Annotated in this window: 13 protein-coding genes; 3 read left to right on the forward strand and 10 right to left on the reverse strand. The window is 42.0% G+C overall.

The features are described from left to right. Nucleotides 1-116 precede the first annotated feature (116 nt). Both lptD and HBL79_RS10005 read right to left on the reverse strand, forming a co-directional pair. The gene (gene lptD / locus HBL79_RS10000) at nucleotides 117-2459 is read right to left on the reverse strand and encodes an LPS assembly protein LptD (protein ID WP_046097276.1); all 2343 of its coding nucleotides are present in this window, start codon (nucleotides 2457-2459) and stop codon (nucleotides 117-119) included. Between the two features lie 69 nt (nucleotides 2460-2528). After that, nucleotides 2529-3086, reverse strand: a complete 558-nt coding sequence (locus HBL79_RS10005; RefSeq protein ID WP_046097277.1) for a DNA-3-methyladenine glycosylase I — start codon at nucleotides 3084-3086, stop codon at nucleotides 2529-2531. Nucleotides 3087-3253: 167 nt separating this feature from the next. Here HBL79_RS10005 and tal point away from each other — a divergent pair, with 167 nt between their 5' ends. Further along, nucleotides 3254-4207 carry a transaldolase gene (tal, locus tag HBL79_RS10010; protein ID WP_046097278.1) on the forward strand — a complete coding sequence of 318 codons (954 nt, stop codon included), beginning with the start codon at nucleotides 3254-3256 and terminating at the stop codon, nucleotides 4205-4207. A gap of 163 nt (nucleotides 4208-4370) precedes the next feature. Then, the gene (locus HBL79_RS10015; protein WP_046097279.1) at nucleotides 4371-4976 is read left to right on the forward strand and encodes a YagU family protein; all 606 of its coding nucleotides are present in this window, start codon (nucleotides 4371-4373) and stop codon (nucleotides 4974-4976) included. A 60-nt stretch (nucleotides 4977-5036) separates the two neighbouring features. On the opposite strand, the gene HBL79_RS10020 is transcribed toward HBL79_RS10015, so the two are convergent. Further along, the gene (locus HBL79_RS10020) at nucleotides 5037-5492 is read right to left on the reverse strand and encodes an NUDIX domain-containing protein (protein ID WP_035686399.1); all 456 of its coding nucleotides are present in this window, start codon (nucleotides 5490-5492) and stop codon (nucleotides 5037-5039) included. Continuing rightward, nucleotides 5485-6156: a pseudouridine synthase gene (locus tag HBL79_RS10025; protein WP_035686402.1), complete on the reverse strand. Its 672-nt coding sequence runs from the start codon at nucleotides 6154-6156 to the stop codon at nucleotides 5485-5487. Before HBL79_RS10025 ends, HBL79_RS10020 begins: the two co-directional genes overlap by 8 nt. 151 nt (nucleotides 6157-6307) lie before the next feature. On the opposite strand from HBL79_RS10025, the gene icd reads away from it, so the two are divergent. After that, nucleotides 6308-7561, forward strand: coding sequence for an NADP-dependent isocitrate dehydrogenase (gene icd, locus HBL79_RS10030; protein ID WP_035686405.1), 1254 nt, complete (start codon nucleotides 6308-6310; stop codon nucleotides 7559-7561). 301 nt (nucleotides 7562-7862) lie between these two features. Here the strand turns inward: icd and fis are convergent, their stop codons facing one another. The 6 genes from fis to accC all read right to left on the reverse strand — a co-directional run bounded on the left by fis (nucleotide 7863) and on the right by accC (nucleotide 13717). Beyond that, nucleotides 7863-8162 carry a DNA-binding transcriptional regulator Fis gene (fis, locus tag HBL79_RS10035; RefSeq protein WP_017806636.1) on the reverse strand — a complete coding sequence of 100 codons (300 nt, stop codon included), beginning with the start codon at nucleotides 8160-8162 and terminating at the stop codon, nucleotides 7863-7865. Continuing rightward, nucleotides 8143-9141 carry a tRNA dihydrouridine synthase DusB gene (gene dusB / locus HBL79_RS10040; protein ID WP_035686408.1) on the reverse strand — a complete coding sequence of 333 codons (999 nt, stop codon included), beginning with the start codon at nucleotides 9139-9141 and terminating at the stop codon, nucleotides 8143-8145. Before dusB ends, fis begins: the two co-directional genes overlap by 20 nt. Nucleotides 9142-9366: 225 nt before the next feature. Continuing rightward, nucleotides 9367-10254 carry a 50S ribosomal protein L11 methyltransferase gene (gene prmA / locus HBL79_RS10045; protein WP_035686411.1) on the reverse strand — a complete coding sequence of 296 codons (888 nt, stop codon included), beginning with the start codon at nucleotides 10252-10254 and terminating at the stop codon, nucleotides 9367-9369. Nucleotides 10255-10421: 167 nt separating this feature from the next. Next, nucleotides 10422-11858, reverse strand: a complete 1437-nt coding sequence (panF, locus tag HBL79_RS10050) for a sodium/pantothenate symporter (protein WP_035686414.1) — start codon at nucleotides 11856-11858, stop codon at nucleotides 10422-10424. After that, nucleotides 11855-12106, reverse strand: a complete 252-nt coding sequence (locus tag HBL79_RS10055; protein WP_017806628.1) for a YhdT family protein — start codon at nucleotides 12104-12106, stop codon at nucleotides 11855-11857. Before HBL79_RS10055 ends, panF begins: the two co-directional genes overlap by 4 nt. A 264-nt stretch (nucleotides 12107-12370) precedes the next feature. Continuing rightward, the gene (accC, locus tag HBL79_RS10060; protein ID WP_035686417.1) at nucleotides 12371-13717 is read right to left on the reverse strand and encodes an acetyl-CoA carboxylase biotin carboxylase subunit; all 1347 of its coding nucleotides are present in this window, start codon (nucleotides 13715-13717) and stop codon (nucleotides 12371-12373) included. Nucleotides 13718-13721 lie beyond the last annotated feature (4 nt).

Below are 13721 nucleotides of genomic sequence, written 5' to 3' on the forward strand. Positions count from 1 at the left end.
GCAAGTGTTAATGTTTAGATATCCTATTTGATCTAACAGGTTTTCAAAAGGTCTAGCTTTTAGCTAGACCTTTACCAACATACTAAAAATAAGCATTACCTTTTGGTATGTTGAATTTAATATAAGCTAAAAGATTGAATATAGGGGAGTTTGCCACTCTTGAGCATTTTTTCAATGCCGCTGCGGTGGTCGTTTGTGCCTAGTCCGCGTAATTCAAAATTAACGCTAATGCCGTTGTCGTACAGCACTTGGTCGGCTTTTTGCCCTTCTTTGCTGGTTACATAACGTCGAACGCCGATACCTGCTGACCAGCAGCAGCTGTTGTATCTTATGCCAACATATTGTTCCACGGGCTTTTTGAGGGCGAGATCTTGGTAATAACGCCCCACTACAGCCCAGTTGTCGGCAATTTCCCACGCGGCAGTTACACCAAGTTGTTTAATGTCTTGGTTGTAGGCTTTTGCACCTGTGAGGTTTTGGTCGATATACTCTCTGCTGGCGTAGCGATAGCTTAATTGCACAAGATTATTACCACTCGGGTTAAATTCTAACACGGAATTTGCCAGTGAGGTTTGGTGTAAACTTGGATCATATTGATAGCTTACTCTCCAATTCCATTGTGGGCTAATTAGCCAGTTAGTTTCTAGCGACCACGAGGAGCTAGAGCGATGGCTAGTGTTATCGCTATTATTATCAATACGTGAGCTACTCATATAATAAATTTGCCCAACGGAGAGGTTAAAGCGTTCATTTCCGCTTTCATCATAAAAGCGGGTTGTACCACCAAAGGTGAATTGGTTAGCGGAGGCAATGCGGTCTAAGCCACTATATCGACGATCGCGGAAGAGGGAAAAATAATCCTGTTGTAATAAAGCGGAGTCGTAACCAAAGCCGAGATATTGGCTGTTTAATTTTGCTCCGATGTCGCTTTGATCTTTATATGGACGATAAAGATATTGAATATGCGGTTCAAGGGTTTGGGTGTAGCCTTGAATAAAACTTTCTTTATTCGCCAATAAGGTTTGGAAATCCACTTTCACTTGTGGCAGGACGCGATTGACCGAACGCTGCACCTCTGCATTCGCACTGCTGCCTTTGGTTTGGTTGTAGTGAGTGGCATACAGTTTGGTTTCAATATTTAAGCTGCCGTAGCGGTTGGAAAGCGGGAAGTTTAAACTTGGCTCTAAGTGGAAACGCCACGCTTTTGGCATTAAGGTGCTGTCATTTTCAAAGCGAGCAATTTGAGAGAAGAATTTGAAATCTAAACGCCCGTCAGCAAGGTCATTGCGGTAATAATTGAAATCAATTTGTGGTAGAACGCGATAAGGCCCGATCTCCGGTTCATCAAACACTTGGAATTGCTTACCTGAAATTGATAAATTGTAGTTGGGTTGATAATAGGCAATGCGGAAATTTTGATCCGCATAGCCGTCCGTGCTGCTTCCGTAGTTTGAGTCAAAATCGGTGAAATAACGTTTGTCGCTCACTTTGGTATAGTCCACGTTAAGCCGCCAATTTTCTAAAAAACTTGAGCTGTGCTGCCAGTGGAATAAGTGACGGGAGCGGTTTTCCCCTTGGTAATCATCATAGCGATCGTTGCCTAAATATTCGCCAGCGATAACTCCCTCGCCAATTTGCGTGAGGTAACGGGCTTCACCGTTAAACTGCCAACCACGTTTTGACATAAATTTTGGTGTGATGGTCATATCAAAATTCGGTGCGATATTCCAATAAATCGGCTGGTTATACCAATAACCATCACGGCTGGAATGCCCCGCGGTTGGCATTAATAAGCCTGAACGGCGGCGGTCGCCAATGGGGAGCTGCAAGTAAGGGGTATAGAAAATCGGCACGCCGTGTACTTTCAAGCGAGCGTGCCACATTTCTGCGTATTCTTCTTTGATGTGCTGACGCATTTCGCTGGCTTCGATCATCCAGCTATTATCATCAGGCAAGCACGAGGTGAACGTGGCATTTTTAAGCAAGCGGTAATCTTCTCGTAGCTCCACTTGTTCCGCACGCCCCCGCCCTTGTCGCCCGACAAACTGGTAATCGGCAGCGTTAATATCGGCATCTTTATTATTGAGGTTAATTTTTGCTGACTGACCCAATACATTAATGAGGTTATCTTTATAATCAAATCCCTCTTTGGCATAAGCGGTGCGTTGAATTACCTCGCCCTCGCCCGTTTGCACCACTTCCACCACTTGGGTGGTTAAATGGCGGTTGCCCTGTTTGATCTCCACGTCCCCCTCATAGCGGGCATTCACGGGCTGATTAAGTTCTGCTCGATCCGCTTCAATATAAACGGGTAAATCGTTGTTTGAGGTTTGCACCACCTCCCCAGTAAAATGGGGAATGCCTGCCAAACAACGTTGTTGCAAACTTGCCCAACTTGACGTGCCATAAAGTGCGGTCAAAATTGAGAAAGAAAGTAAAGTGTAATAATTTTTTTTCATTAATAACCCATGTGATTTTCAGGTGTAAAAATTAACCTGATTATAAAGAAAAACCGCTCAAAAAGCATTTTATTTATGCTTACAAAAGCACGCGTTTAAGTGATCGTCCACCAAACCCATTGATTGCATAAAGGCATAGCAGGTGGTTTCGCCCACAAACACGAAGCCCTTTTTCTTCAAGGCTTTCGACAGTTGTTTTGAAGTTTCCGTTTTGGCAGGCACGGCAGATAAATCGGGTATATCATTGATTTGCGGCTTGTGATCCACAAACGCCCAAATAAAATCGCTAAAATTCTCACCGCACTTTTGCATTGCTAAATAGGCTTTGGCATTTTTTACGATGGCTTCCAGCTTTGCCCGATGGCGGATCAACCCCGCATTTTGCATTAACACGTCAATATCTTGCTCGGTCATTTGAGCAATTTTGACAGGATCAAAATGATGAAAGGCTTGGCGATAATGCTCGCGTTTTTTCAATACCGTGATCCACGAAAGCCCTGCTTGTTGCCCCTCTAAGCACAGCTTTTCAAATAATTTCACACTGTCATATTCGGGCCTGCCCCATTCATTGTCGTGATAATCCTCATAAATGGCTAAGCCCTCCGCCCAGCCGCAACGCGTTTTCATTACTTCTTCCTCATATTTGTGATGATGATCACAGATTTTCTACTTTTAATCTCACGGATTTAATTTAAAATTTTACCTATTGATACCAAAGCTAAAATAGCTATCTCATCATCGGCAAGATGTGCTATTGTATTCCAACTTAACCAACAATCCAATTAGAGGTAAATATGACAACACAATTAGATGCACTACGCGAAATGACTGTGGTTGTGGCGGACACAGGTGATATTGAAGCCATCAAAACCTACCAGCCACAAGATGCAACCACCAATCCATCATTAATTTTAAGTGCCTCAGCCTTACCCCAATATGCTCCATTAATTGACGAAGCCATTGCTTACGCGAAAACAAAAAGTAATGATAAAGCTCAGCAACTCATTGATGCTGAAGATAAACTTGCGGTAAACATCGGTTTAGAAATTCTGAAAATTGTACCAGGACGCATTTCCACCGAAGTGGACGCACGCCTTTCTTACGACACGCAAGCCACAGTGGAAAAAGCACGCCAATTAATCGCACTTTATAATGAAGCGGGCGTATCAAACGATCGCATTCTAATTAAAATTGCCTCTACTTGGCAGGGTATCCGTGCAGCAGAAATCCTTGAAAAAGAAGGCATTAACTGTAACCTCACGCTATTATTCTCCGAAGCACAAGCACGTGCTTGTGCCGAAGCGGGCGTGTATTTAATCTCCCCATTTGTAGGACGTATCCTTGATTGGTACAAAGCTAACGGCGAGAAAAAAGACTACGCACCATCGGAAGATCCAGGTGTAATTTCAGTAACCAACATTTACAACTACTACAAACAACACGGCTATCAAACCGTGGTAATGGGGGCGAGCTTCCGCAACGTGGGTGAAATCACCGAGCTTGCAGGCTGCGACCGTTTAACCATCGCCCCAGCCTTGTTAAAAGAATTGCAAGAAAATCACACCGCACTTGTACGTAAATTGGAATACAAGGGCGAAGTAAAAGCTAAGCCACAACCACTAACAGAAAGCGAATTCTACTGGCAACACAACAGTGATCCAATGGCAGTAGAAAAACTGGCAGAAGGTATCCGCAAATTCGCCATCGACCAAGAAAAACTAGAAGCGATGTTATTGGCGAAGTTTTAATTCAATCACCTATCTAACACCTAAGTTTCGGCTTAGGTGTTAGCCTATCAAAAACACCATATCACTAATTTCTTGACTATTTTTCTATTGGGCATAGAATGCTTGCGAATTTATTTAAAGAAATTTAATAAATCATAATTATTTTTTAACTTTGGAGCATTATATGTTAGGTATTTTTACTCAAACTGATCCGGCACGTCGTCGCTATGGCGTAGCCGCCTTTGTCGGCATTATTGCTGGATTAATCTCAGCATTTGTAAAATGGGGAGCAGAGCATCCATTTCCTCCGCGTAGTCCCATTGATTTATTTATTGCGGCTTGTCAAGACCCATCACAAGCATTAGAGGTATGTTCTCGTGCATTTTTAAATCCGCCGCACGTTTTCTTACGTGATTACATCGGTATTGATCCTACCGCTGCGGTATTCACCTTTGCCGATCACGGTTTTGATTGGATAGGTGTTACTCACATCACATTCTCTTTAGTGTTTGCAATTGCCTACTGTGTAGTTGCGGAACGTTTCCCTAAAATCAAGTTTTGGCAAGGTATTGGTGCGGGCTTAATTGCTGATATTTGTGTACATTACATCACTTTCCCAGCATTAGGCTTAACACCACCTGTTGCAGACTGGCCATTATACGAACATATTTCTGAATTAGTTGGTCATATCTTCTGGTTCTGGACAATTGAAATTATCCGTCGTGATTTACGCAACAGAATCACGCATCAACCAGATCCTGAGGTTCCATTAGATCAACCTTATCGTTAATCAGTAAAGCCCGAATAATTCGGGCTTTATTTTTTAGGTGCGGTGTAAAATCGTGAATATTCATTCAAATACCTTCAACACATCTAAGCTCACTTCTTCGCCATTTAAATAATCTTGCAACGCTTGGCTAACTAAAGGATTACGCTCTGCTTGTCCTTCTTGCTGAATATAATGCTGAAATTCTTCTGGAGTAAGCCATAAACCACCTTCGATGTCAGGATCAGTGGGTGAAATTGGAAAATGTGCTGTTAGCTCTACCGAAAAAACAAAACGCAAATAATCTTTTTGACTACGTGGTGCATACCATTGATAAATTTTAATCAGCTTACTTGGCTTGGCTCGAATACCGGTTTCTTCAAGTAACTCACGCATTGCCCCTTCAATAATGCTTTCGTTTTGCTCTAAATGACCAGCGGGTTGATTTAAGGTCATTTTTCCATATTCAAATTCTTTGACAAATAAAAATTTGCCTTGACAATGTACTACGCAAGCCATTGTGATATAAGGTTTATACATAAGATTTCCTTAATTTTAAAAATGCATAGAGCTGCTCCAGTTCTTGGAAATTAAGTTGATGATACTGCCCCAACGGCAAATTTTCTACACTAAAACACGCCATTCCAGCTCGAATTAAACGCAAAGTAGGAAACCCTATATATGCCGTCATTCGGCGAACTTGGCGATTTTTTCCTTCACTGATCCTAATCTCTAACCAGCTAGTAGGAATACTTTTTCGTTCCCGAATAGGGGGATCTCTTTCCCATAAGAAATTTGGTGCAGGAATTAACCGCACTTTAGCTGGTAAAGTTCTACCATCTTTCAAGTTTACTCCTTGACGTAGCAAATTAAGCTCTCTTTCCGTTGGTTCACCCTCCACCTGTACCCAATAAATCTTTTCAGTTTTATATTTAGGATCAGCCAAACGATGCTGAATTTCACCATTGTTAGTAAGAATTAATAGCCCTTCACTATCAAGATCCAAACGACCAGCCGGATAAATACTGGGAATAGGAATAAAATCTTTCAGCGTTTTCCGTCCGCTTTCATCCGTAAATTGAGTCAATACATTAAAAGGTTTATTAAATAACACGACTTTAGTTTCAAGAATACTAGGCCCCCTCACCTTTTTACGATAAGAATGCTGAACCGTTTCTTCGCGTAAATTTTGCCCTTTTTGCATATTACGTCTTGAAAGAAATTTTGCCTTCATATATGTTATGAAAATGTTGATTTGTTATACAGAAAAAGAAACATCTTTAACCGTAATTAATCTTCTTTTGTTAAACATTTCACTTACTATAGCACAACATCAACCATAAAGGAGAAATCCAATGACTCAATCCCCAATTATTATTCCTCAAGGTGAGAAAATTCATTTAGGCATACAAGGTGACATAATCGTACCAAATAATCCGATTATCCCTTTTATCGAAGGCGATGGTATTGGTGTAGATGTTACTCCAGCAATGCAAGCAGTCATCGATGCAGCGGTAGAAAAAGCCTATCGAGGTAAACGTAAAATTTCCTGGCTAGAAATTTATGCGGGACACAAAGCCAATAAAATCTATGGTGAAAATACTTGGTTACCAACCGAAACCCTTCAATTGATTAAAGAATATCACGTTGCAATTAAAGGACCGTTGATGACACCTGTAGGGGGTGGTATTCGTTCCCTCAATGTAACAATGCGTCAAGAACTTGATCTCTACAATTGTCTACGTCCAATTCGTTATTACAGTGGTACACCAAGTCCAGTAAAACATCCAGAAAAAGTGAATATGATCATTTTCCGTGAAAACTCAGAAGATATCTATGCTGGCGTAGAATGGAAAGCAGGTTCACCAGAAGCAAATAAAGTTATCCAATTTTTACAACAAGAAATGGGCGTAAATAAAATTCGCTTTCCACAAGATTGTGGAATTGGAATTAAACCCGTATCCAAACAAGGTACACAGCGTTTAGTGCGTGCAGCATTACAATATGTGATTGACAACGATAGAAGCTCTCTCACTTTAGTACATAAAGGTAATATTATGAAATTCACTGAAGGAGCATTCAAAGAATGGGGTTATGAAGTAGCAAAAGAATTTGGTGCAACCTTAATTAACGAAGGACCGTGGATGAAATTTAATAACCCTAAAACGGGACGTGAAATCATTATTAAAGATTCTATCGCCGATGCTTTTTTACAAGAAGTTTTACTGCATCCCTCTGATTATAATGTCATTGCCACGCTTAACCTGAACGGTGACTACATTTCAGATGCACTTGCTGCACAAGTAGGAGGAATTGGCATTTCTCCAGGAGCGAACATCGGTGCAGAAGCAGCCATTTTCGAAGCTACCCATGGTACAGCTCCAAAAATTGCGGGGCAAAATAAAGGGAATCCTGGCTCACTCATATTAAGTGGAGAAATGATGCTACGCTATTTAGGCTGGATAGAGGCAGCAGATTTAGTTATTAACGCAATGGAAAAAACCATTAAAAATAAAACCGTGACCTTTGATTTTGCTGAAATGTTAGAAGGTGCAAAATTACGCACTACATCAGAATTTGCTAATGATATTATAAAAAATATGCAATAACATAAAACATTGCACGGTTTATTTCAATCATCAACTAAAATAAGCCGTGCAAGAGTTATATCGGTCTAATTATATAGCTACAAGATTCTGCGATTTTATGAAGCTAAACATAAAAACTTATTTTTAGTCTTCTAATCTTTCCATAATAACCGCATTAAAATAAGAGTGGTCACACCAACACCGCACTTCTCTATTCCAATGAAAACAAATCAATATTAATGACGAGTATTTTAATCACTGATTTAAGCAATCATTAGCTAATTTAAAGTGCGGTGAATTTTTACTTAGAAGAATTGTTTAATCAACCCATACCGTATTTTTTTAATTTTTTGCGTAATGTACCACGGTTAATACCAAGCATTAATGCTGCACGGGTTTGGTTGCCGCGTGTGTATTGCATAATCATATCGAGCATAGGGTGTTCAACTTCCGCTAAAACTAATTCATAAAGATCATTCACATCTTGTCCGTCTAATTGTGCAAGATAGTTTCTTAATGCTTGTTTCACTGAATCACGAAGTGGTTTGTTTGTTACTTGAGATTGTGAATTTAATACTGAAACGGTTAGGGCTTCAGCTGGATTACGTTGTTGTTCTAACATTGTTGTCTTTATCCAATAAAATCAAATTAAAAAAATCCTCCAATGCGTTTAGTTGCTCGGTGGCATTGCTAATCACATTAAAAGTCTGCCTAAAATCGGAATTAGGTTGAATTCCCTGTAAATACCAAGCAACGTGTTTGCGTGCAATGCGATAGCCTTTTTCTTCACCGTAAAACTGATGAAGATCGCGAATATGCTGCAAAATCACACCGCACTTTTCCGCTAAACTTGGTTCAAAAGTGGTTGGGTTCGTTTCGCTTAATGTTGCCATTGATTGAAAAATCCAAGGCTTTCCTAATGCACCACGCCCAATCATTATTGCATCAGCACCGGTGTAATCAAGCACCGCTTGGGCTTTTTGTGCCGATGTAATATCGCCATTGGCAATCACTGGAATAGAAACCTGTTGTTTCACCGCTTTAATGTTGTCGTACTCGGCTTCGCCCTCAAATAAACATTCACGAGTTCGCCCGTGAATGGTGAGCGCTTGCACACCTGCTTGTTCGGCAATTTTAGCGATTTCCACGCAGTTTCGATTTTGTCGATCCCAGCCTGTTCTAATTTTTAGTGTTACAGGCACGTCCACAGCACGCACCACCGCTTCAAGAATTTGTTGCACTAAATCGGGATATTGCAAAAGGGCAGAACCTGCCAATTTACGATTTACCTTCTTTGCAGGACAGCCCATATTGATATCAATAATTTCTGCCCCATAGCCCACATTCACTTGCGCAGCTTGTGCCATTTCCTGCGGATCAGATCCAGCAATTTGCACAGCGTTAATGCCTACATCTTGATGATAAGCAAGACGTTGTTTCGATTTTTCTGTATGCCATACGCACGGATTACTCGCCATCATTTCTGAAAAGGTTAATCCCGCACCATAGTTCGCACAAAGGCGTCTAAAAGGTTGGTCGGTAATCCCTGCCATTGGCGCAAGCAAAATACGGTTTTTTAATTGATAATCACCAATTCGCACTGCACTACCCCTAACAAGTTACTACCTTTAACACACAATCTATCGCCAGCCCCAACGGGCAAGGCGTGCTATAATACGCACTTTTCATCATTTTGCAAAGCATATTTTTTATACAAATTTATTTTTTCTTTGAATGTTTGATTTTTATCCAAAATTCACAAAATTAATCCGTTCAATATGCATTTTATACTTGACAAAGTGCGGTCATTTTTTGTTATGTTTTTGCTATTCGCATCGTTTTTGCCCCGTGATACAACACCATTCTTCTCGCACTGCCACAGGATCGAGGGAAAACACTGCCTCATAAGCCTCACAAACGGATTGGGCTTGTGTTTCTAAGATGCCTGATAACCCGAGTTGCCCTTGCGGTTTGACTAATTGACTAATGGTTGGGGAAAGCTCTTTTAATGGACCCGCTAAGATATTGGCTACCACCACATCTGCTTGCAGATCTGTTGGGGTATCTTTGGCTAAAAAGAGCTGTAAACGATCCGCTACACCATTTTGTTCTGCATTATTTCGGCTGGCGAGAATAGCTTGCGGATCAATATCAATGCCAACCGCACTTTTCGCCCCTAATTTCAACGCAGCAATGGCTAAAATGCCTGATCCGCAGCCGAAATCAATCACTGTTTTGTCTTGCAGATCCAAACCATCAAGCCATTCTAAGCATAATGCGGTTGTAGGGTGTGTGCCTGTACCAAAAGCTAGCCCCGGATCAAGCATTACATTCACCGCATTTTCATCAGGCACTTCACGCCAACTTGGGCAGATCCAAAGGCGTTTACCAAATTGCATTGGGTGGAAATTGTCCATCCATTCCCGTTCCCAATCTTTATCTTCGATTTGTTCGATTTTATAAGCGGTATCTTCGCTCAAATATCCCGCACTTTTGAGCTGATGCACAATCTGTTGCATCTCTGTTTCGGCATCAAATAGGGCGATCACATCGGTATTGCCCCATAAACGGGTTTCCCCAGGAAGTGGTTCAAAAATTGGCGTGTCTTGGCTATCCATAAAGGTAACGGACACCGAGCCGATTTCTTCCAAATAATCGCTAAGACTTTCCGCTTGCTGATTTGTGCTGTTTATGCGGATTTGCACCCAAGCCATAAAATTTCCTTCTAAAAAGAGTGTGATTTAATTGAAAAATAAGGCGGTGTGAATGCCCGCCTTGTTTTAAACGTTAATGCTGATCGCTGTTTGATTTCAAAATAATACGGCGTTGCTGCACTGAGGATCAACGCCTCGCTTATTTTAAACATAAACGGCGATAAATGTTAATGAATCTGTGTTTTTGCCTTTTCACCCCATTTGTTGCCGATCAAAAACGCGAGCAAGCCAAAGGTTAAAGATGGCACAATGGCGTGAAAATCAAACAGTTTAATACTGGCAGCGGTTAAGCCCACATAGCTGGCTAGCCCGACCACCATTGAGCTTATCGCCCCAACAGCGTTAGCTTTTTCCCAATACAGCCCCAGCACGATAACCCACAAAAACGCCGCTTCCAATCCGCCAAAGGCGAAAAGGTTTAACCAAATAATCATCTTAGGCGGGTTCAACGCCGCCAGAATTAAAAGTGCGGTCAAAATTAGGGTAATAATTGACGAAAACCAACTGATCTTTTTCTGATTTTGTGCCATTTCTGGCTTGGCGGATAAATATAAATCTTTCACAAAAATCGAAGAAGATTGAATAAGCTGGGCATCAATGGTGGACATAATGGCTGACATTGGTGCAGCTAAGAAAATCCCTGCCACAATCGGCGGTAGCACTTGCAACATCAAGGTTGGGATCACCTGATCTGGCACATCTAAAGCGGGTAAAATGGCTCTGCCTAACGCCCCTGAAAGGTGCATTCCCAGCATTACGAGGGACAGCACCACCGTGCCGATCAGCATACCATTATGCAAGGCTTTGCTATCTTTAAACGCCATACAACGCACTGCCGTATGAGGCAGCCCCACCACGCCAAAGCACACCAAAATCCAGAATGAAGCCATAAATTGAAAGCCGAGCATATCATTTGGTCCATAAGGGCTAGTTAAGTGCGGATCAATTTCGTTGAGTTTTTGCACCGCACTTTCTGCTCCGCCCGCGGCATAAATGGTCGCACCGAGCAAAATGATCGTGCCGAGAATCATCACCGTGCCTTGAATGGTGTCAGTTAGCACAACGGCACGGAAACCGCCGATAAAGGTGTATAGCCCCACGGTAACGGCAAAAATCAATAAGGCATTGGTATAGCTGATCCCAATGGTGGTTTCTAACAATCTTGCTCCGCCGATAAATTGCACGGTCATTGCAGCAAAAAAGGCGATGAGTAAGGCGATACAAGAAATCCAAACCAAGTATTTATTTTTATAGCGATAAAGCAATAAATCATTGATGGTTAAGGCATTACTCTCACGAGAAAGCAGAGCGAATTTTTTCCCCAATGCCCCCAATGCCAACCACACTGCAGGCACTTGAATCATTGCAAGCAACACCCAGCCTAAGCCAAATTTATACGCCGCACCAGGGCCGCCCACAAAAGAGCTGGCACTGGCATAGGTGGACGCGGTGGTCATCGCCAGCACAAAGCCTGTCATTGAGCGATTTCCCACATAATATTCCGTTAAAAAATCCCCTTTGGAACGCCTCACATAGGCATAAATTGCCGCTCCAAAGACAAACGCCAAATAGATCACTAATGGAAAAATAATCCCCAAATTCATTGCTCAACGTCCTTATTTTCTAAATCCATATTTTGATAAATAATCTTCACCACCCAATACGCCACCACGATAAACAGCACGGGCAAATAAATACAAGCCAGCTCAAACCACAGCGGAAAGCCCAACGGTCCTGCTGTTCCTTTGGGTAAATAAGCACATAAACACCAACCTAGCACATAAAGCAACGTTAACCCAAACGCCCAACGGGCTTCTTTTGCAGCTTGGCGATAGCGAGAATTTTTCTGCATTAATGAAATCTCCCTAAATCAAAGGTTAAATAAAGTTACTAATATCATAGGATAATTATAGAACCTATGTGGTCTATCTACTTATAATGAGTGAGCAATCCACTTTTTCCAATGAAAACTCTCGTTAATTAAAGAAAACCAACATAAAAATAGACCGCTCTCTATCATTTTCTGCTTTGTAAGACTAATTAATTCGTAAAAACAATCTATTTATTCCGGCTAATATATAAAAAATAAAGAGGGGCTTTATTCCCCTCTTTATTCTTAATCGTGCATACCCAATTTCTTCTCCAAATAGTGGATATTTGTGCCACCTTTTTGGAAGTTTTCATCAGATAAAATTTGATCGTGTAATGGAATATTGGTTTTTATGCCGTTGATAATGGTTTCGCCGAGGGCATTTTGCATACGGCGGATTGCTACTTCACGGGTGTCTCCATAGGTGATCAATTTTGCGATCATTGAATCATAATGTGGCGGCACGGTGTAGCCGGTATAAATGTGTGAGTCCCAGCGTACGCCCAATCCACCCGGTGCGTGTAAATGTGCGATTTTTCCTGGCGAAGGCAGAAAGGTTTTTGGATCTTCCGCGTTGATACGGCATTCAATAGCGTGGCCACGCACTTTGATGTCTTCTTGCTTGATAGAAAGCGGTAAGCCTGAGGCAATTAATAATTGCTCTTTTACCAAATCCACGCCCGTAATCATTTCCGTAACAGGGTGTTCTACTTGGATACGGGTGTTCATTTCAATGAAATAAAATTCGCCGTTTTCGTAGAGGAATTCAAACGTACCCGCACCACGATAGCCAATTTCCACACAGGCTTTAGCACAGCGAGAGCCAATATCACGACGCATTTCTTCGGTAATGCCTGGTGCTGGGGCTTCTTCCACCACTTTTTGGTGGCGACGTTGCATTGAACAATCACGCTCTGCGAGGTAAACCGCGTTGCCGTGGGTGTCTGCTAGCACTTGGATTTCAATATGGCGTGGATTTTCGAGATATTTTTCCATATACACCATATCGTTATTAAACGCTGCTTTGGCTTCCGCTTTGGTCATTGCGATGGATTCTTCTAAAGACTGTTCATCACGCACCACACGCATACCTCGGCCGCCACCGCCACCAGAGGCTTTGATGATCACAGGGTAGCCAATGCGTTGAGCGATCTCTTTATTTTTTTTCATATCGCTACCTACTGGGCCATCTGAACCCGGTACGCAAGGCACGCCCGCTTTTTTCATTGCATTAATCGCGGAAACTTTGTCGCCCATTAAGCGGATTACATCAGCCGTTGGCCCAATAAAGATAAAGCCTGAGCGTTCCACTTGTTCGGCAAAATCAGCGTTTTCAGACAAGAAGCCATAACCAGGGTGAATAGCATCAGCCCCTGTTACTTCTGCCGCCGCAATCAGTGCGGGGATATTTAAATAACTTTTAGTCGAAGGGGCTGGCCCAATACACACGGTTTCATCAGCCAATAAAACGTGTTTTAATTCACGATCGGCGGTGGAATGCACTGCCACGGTTTTGATGCCAAGCTCTTTACAGGCACGCAAAATGCGTAACGCAATTTCTCCACGATTCGCAATTACAACTTTTTCTAACATAGGA

The organism is Avibacterium paragallinarum (assembly GCF_011765605.1).
GTDB classification, from domain to species: Bacteria; Pseudomonadota; Gammaproteobacteria; order Enterobacterales; family Pasteurellaceae; genus Avibacterium; species Avibacterium paragallinarum.

Excerpts from the sequence above, each read along its gene's own strand:
- lptD (WP_046097276.1), bottom strand. The coding sequence starts at position 2,459 with ATGAAAAAAAATTATTACACTTTACTTTCTTTCTCAATTTTGACCGCA.
- HBL79_RS10005 (WP_046097277.1), bottom strand. The coding sequence starts at position 3,086 with ATGAAAACGCGTTGCGGCTGGGCGGAGGGCTTAGCCATTTATGAGGAT.
- tal (WP_046097278.1), top strand. The coding sequence starts at position 3,254 with ATGACAACACAATTAGATGCACTACGCGAAATGACTGTGGTTGTGGCG.
- HBL79_RS10015 (WP_046097279.1), top strand. The coding sequence starts at position 4,371 with ATGTTAGGTATTTTTACTCAAACTGATCCGGCACGTCGTCGCTATGGC.
- HBL79_RS10020 (WP_035686399.1), bottom strand. The coding sequence starts at position 5,492 with ATGTATAAACCTTATATCACAATGGCTTGCGTAGTACATTGTCAAGGC.
- HBL79_RS10025 (WP_035686402.1), bottom strand. The coding sequence starts at position 6,156 with ATGCAAAAAGGGCAAAATTTACGCGAAGAAACGGTTCAGCATTCTTAT.
- icd (WP_035686405.1), top strand. The coding sequence starts at position 6,308 with ATGACTCAATCCCCAATTATTATTCCTCAAGGTGAGAAAATTCATTTA.
- fis (WP_017806636.1), bottom strand. The coding sequence starts at position 8,162 with ATGTTAGAACAACAACGTAATCCAGCTGAAGCCCTAACCGTTTCAGTA.
- prmA (WP_035686411.1), bottom strand. The coding sequence starts at position 10,254 with ATGGCTTGGGTGCAAATCCGCATAAACAGCACAAATCAGCAAGCGGAA.
- panF (WP_035686414.1), bottom strand. The coding sequence starts at position 11,858 with ATGAATTTGGGGATTATTTTTCCATTAGTGATCTATTTGGCGTTTGTC.
- HBL79_RS10055 (WP_017806628.1), bottom strand. The coding sequence starts at position 12,106 with ATGCAGAAAAATTCTCGCTATCGCCAAGCTGCAAAAGAAGCCCGTTGG.
- accC (WP_035686417.1), bottom strand. The coding sequence starts at position 13,717 with ATGTTAGAAAAAGTTGTAATTGCGAATCGTGGAGAAATTGCGTTACGC.